The following is a 14,693-nucleotide window of genomic DNA, read 5'->3' on the forward strand; positions in this document are numbered from 1 at the left end:
TTATTTATTTTGAATGTCCTGAATATTTTTGATGAGGATAGAGTAGGTACCGTCATCATTCTGGATGAACTCGACAGAGTCGGCATCCTGATAGACTTGGTTAGGCACAATGAGCTCAATCCCATTGGAAAGCGAAAGTTTTTGATTTTCCAGTTTTTTGGACTGGCGTGAATAGTCAACATCAGCCACTGGCACCGGCTCTGGCATATGGTCTTTTAGCTCGTCGACAAAGGTTAAGCGAGCTGTTAGATTGTCGTCAAAGAGCTGGTTGGCCAATTTCTCTGGAGAGAGTTCTTGATCTTCTTCAAGGTTTTGAAAAATTGCTGATTTGACCTTGGATTGGAATTGAAAATCATCTTGATTAAAGTTGTCAGCCACTTTTTTGGCCGTTTTTTCCAGGAGATTGATAGACTTTTTGACCGACTGATCGGGGCTAACCTTGAGCAGATTTTCTGAAAAATAATTAGCAAAGCTGCCGTTGTGCTTGATGCGCTTTTCAATCAGGTAATAGGCCTTGGTCTGACGGTTGATGACCAAGGCTTCATCTGGTGTCTGAGCTGCTGAAGGTAAATTATTTTGCGTCAGTTTAAAGGGTTGTTCAGCATCTCCTTGGATATGAGCTAGGCTGTCTTTTAAGACTAAGCGCAAAAAGGCAAAGTGCTCAACGCCTTCCTTATCAAACTGAATAAAGACCAAGTCATTGGTCTTTTGGTCTTCACTGAAGACGAACTCCTCCTTCCAGAGCTGGGCGACTGTGCGGGCAGCGTCTGTAAAGTCGGTATCGAGGTTAGCCATAAAGTCATTTTCAGGCTCAAAGCTTCCTCGCTTGGCATCAGCGGTAAAAACCTTGCTTAGCTTTTTGCGGAAATACTCATCTAAGTGGGGTGTTAGCGTCAGCGGTTTATCAGCAAAGCGCAGCTCAGTATCATCAGGGCTGAACTGATGGATGATTATTTTTTTTAAGTATAAATCTAGCATATTAATAAAGGGGGAAACTATCGGTCAAAAGTTGGATATCTTGGCGAATACGTTCCAAGGTTGCGGCATCATCGTGATTTTCTAAGGCTTGAATCATCAATTCAGCAATCTTGGTACTCTCGGCGATTCCCATGCCACGACTGGTGATGGCTGGTGTCCCAATGCGGATACCAGATGTTTTGAAGGGAGAGAGTTTTTCATAAGGAATAGCATTTTTGTTGAGGGTAATGTTGACTGACTCTAAAATTTCTTGAGCCACCTTGCCGTTTTCTACGACCTGGGTCACATCAACCAAAAAGACATGGTTATCTGTTCCACCAGAGATGACACGGAAATTAGGATGGGCTGAAAAGACGTCTACCATGGCTTTGGCGTTTTTGACAACCTGCTCGCCGTAGTCCTTGAAAGCTGGATCCAAGGCTTCCTTAAAGGCAACTGCTTTAGCTGCAATCACATGCTCAAGAGGCCCTCCTTGGAGTCCTGGAAAGACAGCTGAGTTAATCTTTTTAGCGATTTCTTCATCATTGGTCAAGATCAAGCCACCACGGGGACCACGAAGGGTTTTATGGGTTGTCGAGGTGACCACATGAGCGTAAGGGACAGGATTGGGATGGTGACCAGAGGCGACCAAGCCAGCGATATGAGCCATATCGACAACTAAGTAAGCTCCAACCTCGTCTGCAATCTCACGAAATTTAGCAAAATCAATAATCCGTGAATAGGCTGAAGCTCCAGCCATGATGAGCTTAGGGGAGTGCTCCAGCGCCTGACGGCGAATATCCTGATAATCTAACTCTTCTGTGTCTTGTCTAACATTGTAAGAGACAAAATGATAGGTCTTACCTGAAAAGCTGACGGGTGAGCCGTGGGTGAGGTGGCCGCCAGCTGAGAGATCCATTCCCATGACGGTATCTCCGGGTTGGATCAAAGCCATATAGGCTGCGGCATTAGCTTGGCTGCCTGAGTGAGGCTGGACATTAGCGAACTTGGCCCCAAAGAGTTCCTTGGCTCGCTCAATGGCAAGATTTTCAGCTACATCAACGCAGTCAGTACCGCCGTAATAACGCTTTCCTGGGTAGCCTTCGGCGTATTTATTGGTCAAAACAGAACCTTGGGCAGCCATGACTGCTTTTGAGACCACATTTTCAGATGCGATCAATTCGATATTGTTTTGCTGTCGAACTTCTTCTGCTTGAATAGCCTGCCAGAGTTCTGGGTCGTAGGCCTTGTAATCATCTTTATCAAAAATCATAAAATTACCTCATTTTTTGGTAGACTGAACAGCTGATGTGTCTATAAAACTAAAGTTTTCACCATCAGCTCCTACTCCTTTAAAAATTTAATTCGGGCACCGCTTCCAGCAAGGCTTCCTTGCTGATGGTCCCTTGGCGAAGAATGGTCGCCCTATCGCCTGATAGGTCTAAGATCGTAGAATCCAAACCTTGAATGGCTGGATCATCTGCTATTCCTATCACCTGATGGTCTAACTGCTCGACAATGTCCTCGAAGACCGTGCCAGACGCTCGACCGGACAGATTGGCGGAGGGGCCGATCAAGGGACCGTAGGCCCTAATGAGCTCCTGCGTTAGAGGATGATTAGGGAGGCGAAAACCGACCGTTGACAGACCCGAGTTGACCCAGCTTGGAACCTTATCATTAGCCTTGAGGATAATGGTTAGCGGACCAGGCAGGAAGGCTTGGTAGAGCTTAGCTAGATAGGCTGGCTGATCCTTACTGTAGGCTAAAATATCTTCCAAGCTAGCAACATTGAGGTTCATAGCCTTATCAATCGGACGTTGCTTTAACTCATAGACACGCTCAACGGCTTGCTGGTCTAAGGCCTTGGCAAAAAGGCCATAAACGGTTTCAGTCGGAAGGACAACTGCTCCTCCTGCAGCTAAAATTTTAGCAACTGCTGCTTTATCAGTCATTATCAACCACCACCATTCTATCTTGACCAAATTGGTCGGGTAAAACTCTCACCCGCTTATCTGGAAAGGCAGCTTTAAATATCTGTGAGACTGCCTGGCCTTGCTTATAGCCGATTTCGAGATAAATTTTACCCTTAGGGTTGAGATGGGCTTTGGCTTTGTCAGCAATTCTGCGGTAGATAGCCAGTCCTTGCTCCTTGGCAAAAAGAGCTAGATGGGGCTCAGAAGTCTTGACATTGAGACCCACTTCATCCATATCAGCCTGGGCAATATAGGGCGGGTTGCTGACGATAATATCAAAAGCTCCCTCAATCTGGTCAAAGACATCGGATTGCACAAAGTTTATCGCAACCTTATTAGTGTGCGCATTTTCTTCTGCCAAGGTCAAAGCATCTCGAGAAATATCAGAAGCTGCCACCTGCCAGTCAGGACGGCTGTGTGCTAAAGATACAGCGATAGCACCGCTGCCAGTCCCAAGATCAAGCAAGCTCAGACTCCTACCTGCATTTTCCTCTAAAACCAAATCAACCAATTCAGCTGTTTCAGGGCGGGGTATCAGCACCCGCTTATCTACCTTGAAGTTTAGGTCGTGAAAGGTTTCATAGCCAATAATATATTGGGCAGGCTCATGGGCAAGCAGACGCTTGGCAATCTGATCGATCAGAACCTGATCCGCCTCGCTTACTTTTTGGCGTAAGAGCAAGACAAATTCCGTCATATTAAGCCCTTTGAGATGTCTAAACGTAAAGGTTAGGCTCTCTGGTTCTTCCTGCGCTGCTAGCAGTTCCGACTCATAGGCTGCAAAGACTTGGGCATAGGTCATTTATTCAGCTCTTCTAGTTTCTGGGTTTGATCGTAGAGTACCAAGGCATCGATGACATCGTCCAATTTTCCGGACAGGATGCTGTCCAGCTTTTGCAGGGTGAGGCCGATGCGGTGGTCAGTCACTCGATTTTGCGGGAAATTATAGGTGCGGATCCGCTCAGAACGATCACCGGTCCCAATAGTGGACTTACGTTCGGCATCCTGCTCATCCTGAGCAATCTGGGCAAAGTGATCAGCTACCCGTGCACGGATGATTTTCATAGCCTTGTCACGATTCTTTTGCTGAGTTCGCTCTTCTTGCATCTCGACCTTGATACCGGTTGGGATGTGGACCATGCGGACGGCTGTCGCTACCTTATTGACGTTTTGTCCACCGGCACCGGAAGCGTGGTAGATATCTACCCGTAGGTCTTTAGGATCAATATCGTACTCCACTTCTTCTACTTCTGGCATGACCAAAACGGTTGCTGTTGAGGTATGAACCCGTCCTTGACTCTCAGTCACTGGAACCCGCTGCACACGGTGGGCACCGGATTCGTATTTGAGTTTGGAGTAGACGGATTGGCCCGATACCATGGCGACGACCTCTTTGATCCCTCCGACACCGTTGTAAGAGGCTTCCATGACCTCAAAGCGCCAGCCCTGGTTTTCTGCATATTTTTGGTACATTTGCAGAAGGTCACCGGCAAACAGTTGAGCTTCGTCACCTCCAGCTGCACCACGGATTTCCAAGATAATATTCTTGTCATCATTAGGATCTTTGGGCAGCAGCAAGATTTTCAGGCGCTCTTCGTACTCTTCCTTAGAGACTTTGGCGTCCTTGAGTTCTTCCTTGGCCATCTCTTCGAGTTCAGGGTCACCTCCGGCATCCTTAATCATGTCTTCGGCGTCGTCGATCGTTTGTAAAACCTGTTTGTATTCTCGGTAAACTGTCACGGTTTCACGTGTACTGGCTTCTTCACGTGACAGCTCCATGAAACGCTTGGTGTCAGAAACGACATCTGGGTCACTGAGCAGTTCACCCAATTCTTCATAGCGGTCTTCTACCGATTGCAGTTGATCGTAGATATTCATAGAGATTTTTTTATATCCTTTCTTAGTCAATTTCGGGATGATAATAGTGCTTTCGACAGACTGAGATATAGGTCTCATGTCCGCCAATTTGAACTTGTTCACCTTCATATACTGGCTTGCCATCCTTGACTCTAAGGACCATGATGGCTTTTTTGCTGCAGTATTGGCAGATGGTCTTAATTTCTTCTATCTTGTCAGCTAAGAGTAAAAGTTCTCTGGATCCCTCAAAGAGGTGATTGCGAAAATCATTTTTGAGGCCAAAACACATGACAGGGACATCTAGCTCATCAACTACTCGGGCTAAATCAAAGACATTGCCCTTGGTTAAAAACTGAGCCTCATCTACCAAAACACAAAATGGCTTAGTGGGTAGGCTATCAATATAGCCATAGATATCCGTATCTTTGGAGATTGGTACAGCCTTTCGCTTGAGCCCGATACGACTAGCGACCCAACCATAGCCTTCACGTGTATCTAAGGCGCTGGTCATAAGGACAATGGGCTTGCCCTGCTCCTCATAGTTGTAGGCAACTTTGAGAATCTCGATTGACTTGCCCGAATTCATAGTACCATAGCGAAAAAATAACTGTGCCAAAATCCTATCTTCCAATCTAAAAGGTTATCGCTTTATTTTACCACAATTCACTCTAATGTTCAGCAGAAATCCAGAAACTAACTTGTCTCCCAGATCGCCTACTTTTTCTTATTTCTGATGATATTTTTCTCTCACTATAGGTTAATTCGTGGTACAATGGTGGAAATATTATTAAGAACTTTTAGGAGGACGATAATGCCATTTGTTAAAATCGATTTATTTGAAGGGCGCAGTCAAGCGCAAAAAGATCAGCTGGCTCGTGAAGTTACTGAGGTTGTCTCACGTGTTGCCAAGGCGCCAAAGGAAGCTATCCATGTCTTTATCAACGATCTACCAGAAGGCACCTATTATCCACAAGGTGAGATGAAGAAAAAGAATTAAGACACGCAAAAAGACACATGAACCGATGAACGTTTATGTGTCTTTTTTTGCTTGTCTCATACTCTATTGGTCATGGGCTAGAAAAATTCTACAAAAAAATCTTTGGCTAAAAACTCGATGATCTGCTGGACATCAAAGGCTGCTGATAAGTTAGTCACACCCGATAGGTGGATGACTTCAATCTCTTTAGTCTGATAATGAAACACTACTTGAAAAGCAAACTGACCGTAGCCTTGGAAAGGGGATGGCGATTCAAAGAGATAGCACTTATACGAACGCCTGCTACTGCTTGCCTCGGCTAGCTCATAGCGCAAGGAACGTAACTCCAAATCCGTCATAAAACTGAGCAGGGGTAAAAGCTCATCGCTGATCTCGCTCATGAAACGCTCGATGTTGCTATCTTCAAATTTTTCCTTGATAAAGGCCATAGTTACCTCCTTAGAAGCTGTTAAAACTTAGGCTATCTTACCATTTTTACCACAAATCTGCTGACATTAGGATTTCAGCTTATAAGGAACACCGGATAGGAGCGATTCGATAAGCAAGGGAGTCTATCTAGACTATCTTTACCAACTTGATCTGGATTTAGAGCCCTTGCTATCTTATTTTATAGATTCTTACTCAAGATCTTATTTTTCTAATTGCCATATCTCCTCGGCATACTCTTTAATAGTATCATCAGAGGTGAATTTATGGGACTTAGCAATATTGGTTAAGCTCATTTGCATCCAAGATTTTTTATCCCGATAGAGGGTGTCAATGCGTTCTTGAGCTTGACTATAGGAAGCGAAATCTTCCAGTAGAAAGTACTCATCGTTATAAGTGATCAAGGCTTCATAGATCTCAGAACCTTGAGCCTGTGCATTAGGGATAGTACCATTGATTAAAGTATCTAGCAGGCGCTTGATTGTGGGATTGGTTTCATAGATTTTGCGTGAATCGTAATCATGGTTAGCATAATGGCGATAAACCTCATCTTTATTCATTCCAAAGATAATGATATTATCATCGCCAACTTCATCTTTGATTTCAATATTGGCACCATCTAGGGTCGCCAGAGTCACCGCTCCTGTCATCATGAATTTCATATTTGAAGTTCCAGAAGCCTCTTTGGAAGCTAGAGAAATCTGTTCGGAAACATCAGCCGCTGGTATGATGAGTTCTGCTAGGCTAACATTATAATTTTCAAGAAAAACAAGTTTTAATTTCCCTTGAATGCTTTCATCGTTGTTGATAAGATTAGCTAATTCGTTGATGAGTTTGATAACAGATTTAGCAAAATGATAACCTGGAGCAGCCTTGGCACCGAAGATATAGACATGAGGAACGACGTCAAGGTCTGGATTATCTTTGAGGTCTAAATAGCGTTTAACAATATGTAAAACATTTAGAAGCTGACGCTTATAGGCATGAAGACGTTTGACTTGGACATCAAAAATCGCATCTGTTGAAACTTCTACACCTGTAGACTTCTTGATATAGGCTGCAAGACGGGCTTTAGCCGCCTTTTTGACTCGGTAGAATTTATCCAAAACGTCCTCATCATTAACAAAGGCTGATAAAGTCTCTAGCTGGTGAATATCCTTGCGCCACGCTTTACCAATGGTTTCATCAATAGCTTGTGACAGTTCTGGAGCAGCAATCTGTGTCCATCGACGTGGGACGATTCCATTTGTCTTATTGTTGAATTTTTCTGGATAGAGTGTATAGAAGTCATGCAAGGTATCTTCTTTTAGTAACTCAGTATGTAATTTGGCAACACCGTTGACTGAGTGACCACCGATAATCGCTAGGTGGGCCATATGAATCTGGCCGTCTTTCACAATGCGGGTCCGTTCGATCAATCCAGCATCTCTATTATCATTTACCAAATCTGAAACAAAGCGATTATCAATTTCTAAGACTAGTTGATAAACACGTGGCAGCACTTCTTTGAAAAGATTGGCATCCCATTTTTCTAGAGCTTCTGACAGAATCGTATGATTGGTGTAGCTCATCGTTTTGACCGTCGTCTCCCAAGCTGCATTCCATCCAAGACCATAATCATCCACAAGGATACGCATGAACTCAGCAGGGGCTACCGCTGGATGGGTGTCGTTGATATGGACTGAAACTTTTTCATGGATCTTGTCCAGAGGAAGACCTTGTTTAAGATAATTCTTGATAATCGTTTGAAGGCCTGCACTAGTCATGAAGTATTCTTGAATCAAGCGCAAGCGTTTCCCTTCATAATTACTATCATCAGGGTATAGTATGGCTGTTATATCCTGAACTTTGCGACGATCTTCCAAGGTTGGGTATTGCAATTCGTATTCTTCAGGGATTTCAACATCCCAGAGACGCAAGTTATTGATCACTTGATTTTCAAAACCGATCTGAGGAATATCATAAGGAACTGCCCGTAAGATTTGTGCATTATGATAAATTGGAATGAGACGACCTTCCTCATTAGATTCAAGGTAGACATCCCCAAACAACTTGATATCCACGACATCGTGATCTTTGCGATATTCCCAGACATTACCAATAGAGCCAAACCAAGAGTCTGGTATTTCCACCTGATGGCCATCGACAATACGCTGTTTGAAGAGACCATACTTGTACCTCAGCCCATTACCAAATCCAGGGTAGCCTGTAGTTGCCAGAGAATCCATGAAGGCAGCAGCCAAACGACCCAAGCCTCCATTTCCCAAAGCCATATCATGCTCAGCTTCCACAATGTCTCTAAAGTCAATGTCTAGATCTGTGAAGGCCTCTTTGACCAGGTCTAAAATGCCTAAATTCAGTAAATTGGTTTCTAGCATACGACCTGGGAGAAACTCGATCGAAAAATAATAAGCTACTTTTTGTTTTTTCTCTGATAGCAATTGATTCCTGGAAATCCAAGTGTCTGCATAGTATTTTCGAATGAGTTTAGCTAAACTGGTAAAGATTTCTGAAGCCGTCGCATCTGGAACTTTTATCAGCTGCTCCTCATGTAAGGTATCCTTAAAATCACGAATAAATTGATCTTTTGTTAAATTTTCTAATTGCATTGTTCATCCTTTCGCCTACATACTCAGGCATAAAATAAGAGTGGGAGGTGCTTTCTGTGCACTTTTTATTATCACTTCCCCCGCACTCTTATTTTCATATTTAAATGGGGTCACAGTCACTGTCATCTTGCAGATGTATCAACGCCTATGACCAGTTTCGTTACACTATCAGGAAAGTTGTTCATACAAAGTCACATACTCTGAACTAGCACTATCCCAAGAAAAATCAGATGACATGGCATTTTTTTGTAATTGTCTGTAATCTTCTGGAGCGTTCCAGTACACATCGAGAGCTGCTTGAATGGTGCGGATCATCCAATAAGATGAAAATTCTCCGAAGCTAAATCCCGTTCCTGTTTTATCATAGCGATTATAGGGAATAACCGTGTCTTTCAATCCCCCTACTTCCGATACAATCGGTAAACTACCATAGCGCATAGCCATCATTTGAGAAAGGCCACAAGGCTCAAAGGCTGACGGCATCAGGAAAAAGTCACAGGAGGCATAGATTTGCTGAGCTAAGGTCAAGTTGAAAGTAATATTAGCTGATAGCTTATCAGGAAATGCACTCGCAAACCAAGATAAGCTAGCTTCATAATGGGGATAACCAGTGCCAAGTAAAACAATCTGTAAATCGTTTTGAAGAATATGGTGGAGCTCCTCAATCACTAAATCAAATCCCTTTTGATCTGTTAAACGCGATACCAAGCCTATCATAGGGACATCTGGGCGAACAGGGAGTCCTAGTTGTTCTTGAAGGGCTGCTTTATTTTGAACCTTACCAGATAAATCTGTCATTGAGAAATGATGAGGGATTAGGGGATCTGTTTCTGGATCAAACAAGTCAGTGTCAATTCCATTGACAATTCCTGATAGCTTGCCGGACTCCATAATCATAATCTGACTCAGTCCCTTACCAAACTCTGGTGTCTGGATCTCTCTTGCATAGCTAGGAGAGACAGTTGTCACACGATCTGCATAGAGGACGGCTGCTTTCATCCAGTTGAGGCAATCATTCCACCGCAAGGTTCCATCTAGATAGCGCTCATCACCTACACCAAACAAATCTCCAAGCATACCAGGATCGAACTGTCCTTGAAATTCAATATTATGAATGGTAAAGACTGTCTTAATGTCTTGGTAAGCCTGAATCCAATGATATTTTTCCTTGAGCAAAAAAGGAATCATGGCCGTATGATAATCATGGACATGGACAATATCAGGAATCTCACCGATCTTCTCAATAGCTTCTATTGCCGCTAATTGGAAGTAAGCAAAGCGCTCTCCATCATCCCACTGGCCATAGACAGCGCCACGGTAAAAATATTGCTGATTATCAATAAAGTAAAACGACACGCCATCACGGACGATTTTTTTTAGACCAACATACTGGCGACGCCAGCCAACATTGGTATAAAAATATAAGAGATCTTCCATTTCACTATCAAATTTAGCTGCCACCGAATCATAATAGGGAAGAATGACAGAAACGGTATGCCCCTTTTTTGCAAGCGATTTAGGCAAAGCTCCTATGACATCACCCAAGCCCCCCGTTTTGGCAAAAGGTGCTCCCTCTGCCGCAATAAACAGTAGTTTCATACAATAATGTCTCCCGTAATTTCTTGATTTTTACCGATAACCACTGGATTTTCTACCGTTCCTTTTACTGTCACACCAGCGGGAACAATGACGTTCTTATCTATGATAGCATGCTCGACTACTGCCCCTGCTTCAATTTTTACCTTAGGAAAGACAATGCTGTCTGTCACCTTGGAGCCAGTCTCAACACGGCAGGAACGTGAAATGATAGAGTGTTTAACATCCCCTTTTATAATGGATCCAGAAGCAAACTGTGAGTTGCTGACATTCGAATCCGTATCAAAATAAGTGGCTTCCTCATTTTTTACTTTGGTATAGACTTTTTGGTTGCCATAAAATAGGGTGTAGAACTTTTGAGGATCCAACATATCCATATTGGCATCATAATAAGATTTTATCGAATGAATATTGGCTAGATAGCCTGTATGCTCAAAGGCTAAAGCACCTGATTCAACAATTAGGTCACGCAGCAAAAAGCGGATCTTCCTAGGATGATCTTTTTTAGCCTCTTCTTCCATTTTTTCGATGAGGTAAGGTGTATTAATAACATAAATATCTGCAGACATTGGAGCTGTTTCTTGCTTGTGATCATGATCCAACTTTCCAATAACTGTATCAGAGGTATCGATGTCTAGGATTTCATTATCTTTAGAGATAGCGTCTTGAGGCATCTTCTTGTAGACAACACTCATCTGACGATCCATTACATTATGGACATGGAGAACTTGTTTTAGATTTATATTAGCCAATAAGTCGCAAGACATGTAGACGGTCTGATCGGAATCTGATCGTTTGAGATAGGTCAAAATCTGTCCATAGTAGTCTGCATCAGCGACATTGGTGTTTTCCTCGGTATTATAAAAGCCAAGAAAATAGTGGCTCAATAAAGTATTCAAGCCCCACTCACGTCCTGAGCGTACATGATCGAAAACTGAGCGAATATTTTGGCCTCTAAAAATCCCATAGACACTACGAATCCCAGCATTTGCAATACTGGACAGTTGAAAATCAAGCAGGCGATATTTTCCATCAAATGGTAAACTAGCCAAGGGACGATTAGTTGTCAGCTCTCCCATGTCCGGATAACCGATCGTATTTCCTAAAATTGCTGTATACTTATCAATCTTCATTTGGACCTCCAATGACCTCATTATAACCGACGACTTCTACTTCTTGGCTACCATCAATGATAACATTCTCACCGATGACAGCATTTTCACCAACGATGGCTCGAGTAATCCTTGCACCGGCTTTGATAGTAGCACCACTCATAATAAAACTATCTTTGATGACAGCACCTTCTTCCACTTTAACATTTGTAGAGAGAATGGAGTGATCAACCTGTCCAGCTACATAGCAGCCATCTACAACCAGACTATCATTCACCTCAGCCATCTCAGTGATGAAATTAGGCGGTGCAATGAGATTCTTAGAATAAATTTTCCAAGAGCGATTACGGCTATCCAGCTTGTTATCTTCCCCAATATATTCCATATTGGCTTCCCAGAGTGACTCGATGGTACCGACATCCTTCCAATAACCAGAAAAGTCGTAGGTATAGACAGGTTCTCCTTGCTCCAGATAAGCTGGAATGACGTGCTTACCAAAGTCTGACATCTCTATATCATTCTTTTGGGCATCGAGTAGCATTTTCCTCAGTTCTTGCCAATTAAAGATATAAATCCCCATAGAAGCTTTGGTTGATTTGGGATGTTCAGGTTTTTCTTCAAATTCTACAATCCGATTATTAACATCCGTATTCATAATACCGAAGCGGCTAGCTTCTTTGAGGGGAACATCGATGACAGCTACTGTCAAACTGGCCTGATTATCCTTGTGCGTTTGGAGCATATCGTCATAATCCATTTTATAGATATGATCTCCCGACAGGATTAGAACGTATTCGGGGTCTATGCTATCAATATAATCAATATTTTGGTAGATAGCATGACTGGTCCCTAAAAACCACCGATTCCCTTCTGTAGCTGAATAGGGCTGCAAGATGCTAACACCACTGTCAATACCATCCAGCCCCCAAGAAGAGCCATTACCAATATGACTGTTCAAAACTAAGGGCTGATACTGGGTAATGACTCCGACATTATCAATTCCCGAATTTGCACAGTTGGATAAGGCAAAATCGATAATACGATAACGCCCACCAAATTGCACAGCTGGTTTAGCAATGCTTTGCGTTAATTTTCCCAAACGTGTTCCTTGTCCACCTGCAAGGATCAGTGCCAACATTTCATTTTTCATACCTTACTCCTCTTGATAATGATTAGATTATTGTTTTTGACGACGTTTAATTTTCCAAATACTTGCTCCCATTGCTGGGAGTGTAAAACTGAGTGTTTGCTGGTAATTCTTCCATGGGTTAGGCTGGGTTTTAGTGTTGGGATTATGCTCTTTCCATACACCACCGAAGGCTTCCATCTCTGTGTTAAAGATCTCCTGATAGAGTCCAGGGATGGGGACTCCTATCGTAAAATGACGATATTCTACTGGTGTTGTATTAAAAATGCAGACCAAACTATCCCCCTTACTGTCCTTACGGATAAAAGAAAGGACTGACTGGTCTCTATTGTCAGCATCTATAATCTCCAGTCCCTCATAATTCTCATCAATTTCCCACAAGGGGCGCTGTTTTTTGTAAAAAGCGTTCAAATCACTGGTAAACTGTTGCATTTTTACATTGAGCAGATCCTCCTCAGCAAGATTTGACCACTCCAATCCTTGGTCATACTTCCACTCTAAAAACTGGCCGAACTCAGATCCCATAAAAAGTAATTTCTTGCCAGGATGGCAGTACTGATAAGTGTATAGCAAGCGTAAACCAGCAAACTGGTTATAGCGATCTCCCCACATTTTATGCATGAGAGACTTCTTTCCATGAACCACTTCATCATGAGAAAAGGGGAGGATAAAGCGCTCGCTGAAGCAGTAAACAAAGCTAAAGGTCAAGAGATTAAAATCATATTTACGATAAATAGGATCCGTTGAAAAAAATTTCAAGGTGTCATTCATCCAGCCTAGGTTCCACTTGTAGTCAAAACCAAGACCTCCCTCTTCAATACTTCCCGTAATGGGCGTATCAGCCGTTGATTCCTCTGCTATCATCATAACGTCTGGATGATAGTCTTTTACAATAGCGTTCAGCCTTCTCAAAAAATCATAACCTTCAATGTTGCGATTTCCTCCAAATTGATTGAGCGTCCAAGGGCCATCATCATAGTCTCTGTAGATCATGTTAGAGACTGCATCTACACGAATGCCATCAATATGATAATGCTCCAGCCAAAACAAGGCAGATGATATTAGAAAGGATTGGACTTGTTTTTTACCGAGATCAAAGTTTAGGGCGCCCCATCGACTATTGTTGGCACGATCAGGATCCTGATACTCAAAGGTTGGTGTCCCATCAAAATAAGCCAAGGCATCATCATTGCGTGTAAAATGGCCGGGAACCCAATCTACTATAACGCCAATGTTATTCTGGTGGCAGGCATCTACAAAATCTTGGAACTCCTCAGGAGTTCCATAACTATGTTCGAGGGCAAAATACCCCATCAGTTGGTAACCCCACGACATTCCCAGAGGATGGGCCATCACTGGCATAAATTCAACGTGGGTATAGTTCATCTCTACAAGATAGGGAATCAACTCGTTCTTTAATTCCTTAAAAGTCCTCCCATCTCTCCAAGAAGAAGCATGCACTTCATAAATAGCTACAGGCCTTTTTCTAAAGCCATGACGTCGTCTTCTAGCCAACCAATGCCCGTCATGCCAATGATGCTGAGCGAAAGGTCGCAAATAGGCTGCCGTCCCTGGTCTCTTTTCCAAATAATAGGCGAATGGATCTAACTTTTCGACCACTTCTCCATTAGCACGTGTGATCAAATATTTATAAAGTTGTCCCGTCTGTGCTAAATTGGTTTTAAGCTCCCAAATTCCTGATTCATGGCGAACCATTTCCAAGGGATTTTCCCGCCATTGTGTGAAATCACCAATAACAGAAACATTTTGGGCGTTAGGCGCATACACCCTAAACACATAACCTTCTTTTCCTCTTTCATCACAAGGATGAGCACCTAAAAATTCATAGGCATGGAAGCTCTCACCTCTGCCCCAGTTGTAAAAATTTTCTGAATCATCAGACATTGATACTCCACCTCGCTTTCCTCCAAGCATTCACCGTAGATGTGTTAGCGCTTTCATCTGTCCTTTAAAATAAAACTAGAAACAATCTCTTGATTATCTCTAGTTTTTCAAAGA

13 protein-coding genes are annotated in these 14,693 nt (G+C 42.9%); 1 reads left to right on the forward strand and 12 read right to left on the reverse strand.

Going from position 1 to position 14,693, the window contains the following annotated elements; all coding sequences use genetic code 11:
* The 6 genes from AC4HAJ_RS05790 to AC4HAJ_RS05815 form a co-directional block, all read right to left on the reverse strand.
* Positions 1-978, reverse strand: a complete 978-nt coding sequence (locus tag AC4HAJ_RS05790; protein WP_491079215.1) for a nucleoid-associated protein — start codon at positions 976-978, stop codon at positions 1-3.
* A 1-nt stretch (position 979) separates the two neighbouring features.
* Positions 980-2,230 carry a serine hydroxymethyltransferase gene (gene glyA, locus AC4HAJ_RS05795; RefSeq protein WP_491079216.1) on the reverse strand — a complete coding sequence of 417 codons (1,251 nt, stop codon included), beginning with the start codon at positions 2,228-2,230 and terminating at the stop codon, positions 980-982.
* Between the two features lie 79 nt (positions 2,231-2,309).
* Complete coding sequence (locus AC4HAJ_RS05800) at positions 2,310-2,909, reverse strand: L-threonylcarbamoyladenylate synthase (protein ID WP_491079217.1); 600 nt, start codon at positions 2,907-2,909, stop codon at positions 2,310-2,312.
* Positions 2,902-3,732 (reverse strand): peptide chain release factor N(5)-glutamine methyltransferase, encoded by an 831-nt coding sequence (gene prmC / locus AC4HAJ_RS05805; protein WP_491079218.1) that lies wholly within the window; start codon positions 3,730-3,732, stop codon positions 2,902-2,904. Before prmC ends, AC4HAJ_RS05800 begins: the two co-directional genes overlap by 8 nt.
* Positions 3,729-4,808, reverse strand: a complete 1,080-nt coding sequence (gene prfA, locus AC4HAJ_RS05810) for a peptide chain release factor 1 (RefSeq protein WP_491079219.1) — start codon at positions 4,806-4,808, stop codon at positions 3,729-3,731. Before prfA ends, prmC begins: the two co-directional genes overlap by 4 nt.
* A 22-nt stretch (positions 4,809-4,830) precedes the next feature.
* Positions 4,831-5,403, reverse strand: coding sequence for a thymidine kinase (locus tag AC4HAJ_RS05815; protein WP_491079220.1), 573 nt, complete (start codon positions 5,401-5,403; stop codon positions 4,831-4,833).
* Between the two features lie 195 nt (positions 5,404-5,598).
* Between AC4HAJ_RS05815 and AC4HAJ_RS05820 the strand changes: the two genes are divergently transcribed.
* Positions 5,599-5,784 carry a 4-oxalocrotonate tautomerase gene (locus tag AC4HAJ_RS05820; protein ID WP_491079221.1) on the forward strand — a complete coding sequence of 62 codons (186 nt, stop codon included), beginning with the start codon at positions 5,599-5,601 and terminating at the stop codon, positions 5,782-5,784.
* Positions 5,785-5,861: 77 nt separating this feature from the next.
* On the opposite strand, the gene AC4HAJ_RS05825 is transcribed toward AC4HAJ_RS05820, so the two are convergent.
* The 6 genes from AC4HAJ_RS05825 to glgB form a co-directional block, all read right to left on the reverse strand.
* Positions 5,862-6,212 (reverse strand): hypothetical protein, encoded by a 351-nt coding sequence (locus AC4HAJ_RS05825; RefSeq protein ID WP_491079222.1) that lies wholly within the window; start codon positions 6,210-6,212, stop codon positions 5,862-5,864.
* A 201-nt stretch (positions 6,213-6,413) separates the two neighbouring features.
* Positions 6,414-8,819, reverse strand: coding sequence for a glycogen/starch/alpha-glucan phosphorylase (locus AC4HAJ_RS05830; RefSeq protein ID WP_491079223.1), 2,406 nt, complete (start codon positions 8,817-8,819; stop codon positions 6,414-6,416).
* Between the two features lie 168 nt (positions 8,820-8,987).
* A complete protein-coding gene (gene glgA / locus AC4HAJ_RS05835) occupies positions 8,988-10,418 on the reverse strand; it encodes a glycogen synthase GlgA (RefSeq protein ID WP_491079224.1) in 1,431 nt (476 codons plus the stop codon).
* Entirely contained in the window at positions 10,415-11,548 is a 1,134-nt protein-coding gene (glgD, locus tag AC4HAJ_RS05840) for a glucose-1-phosphate adenylyltransferase subunit GlgD (RefSeq protein ID WP_491079225.1), read from the reverse strand. The genes glgA and glgD overlap by 4 nt, the downstream gene beginning before the upstream one ends.
* Positions 11,538-12,677, reverse strand: a complete 1,140-nt coding sequence (locus AC4HAJ_RS05845) for a glucose-1-phosphate adenylyltransferase (protein ID WP_491079226.1) — start codon at positions 12,675-12,677, stop codon at positions 11,538-11,540. Before AC4HAJ_RS05845 ends, glgD begins: the two co-directional genes overlap by 11 nt.
* 27 nt (positions 12,678-12,704) lie before the next feature.
* Positions 12,705-14,579, reverse strand: coding sequence for a 1,4-alpha-glucan branching protein GlgB (gene glgB / locus AC4HAJ_RS05850; protein ID WP_491079227.1), 1,875 nt, complete (start codon positions 14,577-14,579; stop codon positions 12,705-12,707).
* Between the last annotated feature and the right edge of the window lie 114 nt (positions 14,580-14,693).

It is taken from the genome of Streptococcus sp. ALY_211 (genome assembly GCF_058314555.1).

Excerpts from the sequence above, each read along its gene's own strand:
- AC4HAJ_RS05790 (WP_491079215.1), bottom strand. The coding sequence starts at position 978 with ATGCTAGATTTATACTTAAAAAAAATAATCATCCATCAGTTCAGCCCT.
- glyA (WP_491079216.1), bottom strand. The coding sequence starts at position 2,230 with ATGATTTTTGATAAAGATGATTACAAGGCCTACGACCCAGAACTCTGG.
- AC4HAJ_RS05800 (WP_491079217.1), bottom strand. The coding sequence starts at position 2,909 with ATGACTGATAAAGCAGCAGTTGCTAAAATTTTAGCTGCAGGAGGAGCA.
- prmC (WP_491079218.1), bottom strand. The coding sequence starts at position 3,732 with ATGACCTATGCCCAAGTCTTTGCAGCCTATGAGTCGGAACTGCTAGCA.
- prfA (WP_491079219.1), bottom strand. The coding sequence starts at position 4,808 with ATGAATATCTACGATCAACTGCAATCGGTAGAAGACCGCTATGAAGAA.
- AC4HAJ_RS05820 (WP_491079221.1), top strand. The coding sequence starts at position 5,599 with ATGCCATTTGTTAAAATCGATTTATTTGAAGGGCGCAGTCAAGCGCAA.
- AC4HAJ_RS05825 (WP_491079222.1), bottom strand. The coding sequence starts at position 6,212 with ATGGCCTTTATCAAGGAAAAATTTGAAGATAGCAACATCGAGCGTTTC.
- AC4HAJ_RS05830 (WP_491079223.1), bottom strand. The coding sequence starts at position 8,819 with ATGCAATTAGAAAATTTAACAAAAGATCAATTTATTCGTGATTTTAAG.
- glgA (WP_491079224.1), bottom strand. The coding sequence starts at position 10,418 with ATGAAACTACTGTTTATTGCGGCAGAGGGAGCACCTTTTGCCAAAACG.
- glgD (WP_491079225.1), bottom strand. The coding sequence starts at position 11,548 with ATGAAGATTGATAAGTATACAGCAATTTTAGGAAATACGATCGGTTAT.
- AC4HAJ_RS05845 (WP_491079226.1), bottom strand. The coding sequence starts at position 12,677 with ATGAAAAATGAAATGTTGGCACTGATCCTTGCAGGTGGACAAGGAACA.
- glgB (WP_491079227.1), bottom strand. The coding sequence starts at position 14,579 with ATGTCTGATGATTCAGAAAATTTTTACAACTGGGGCAGAGGTGAGAGC.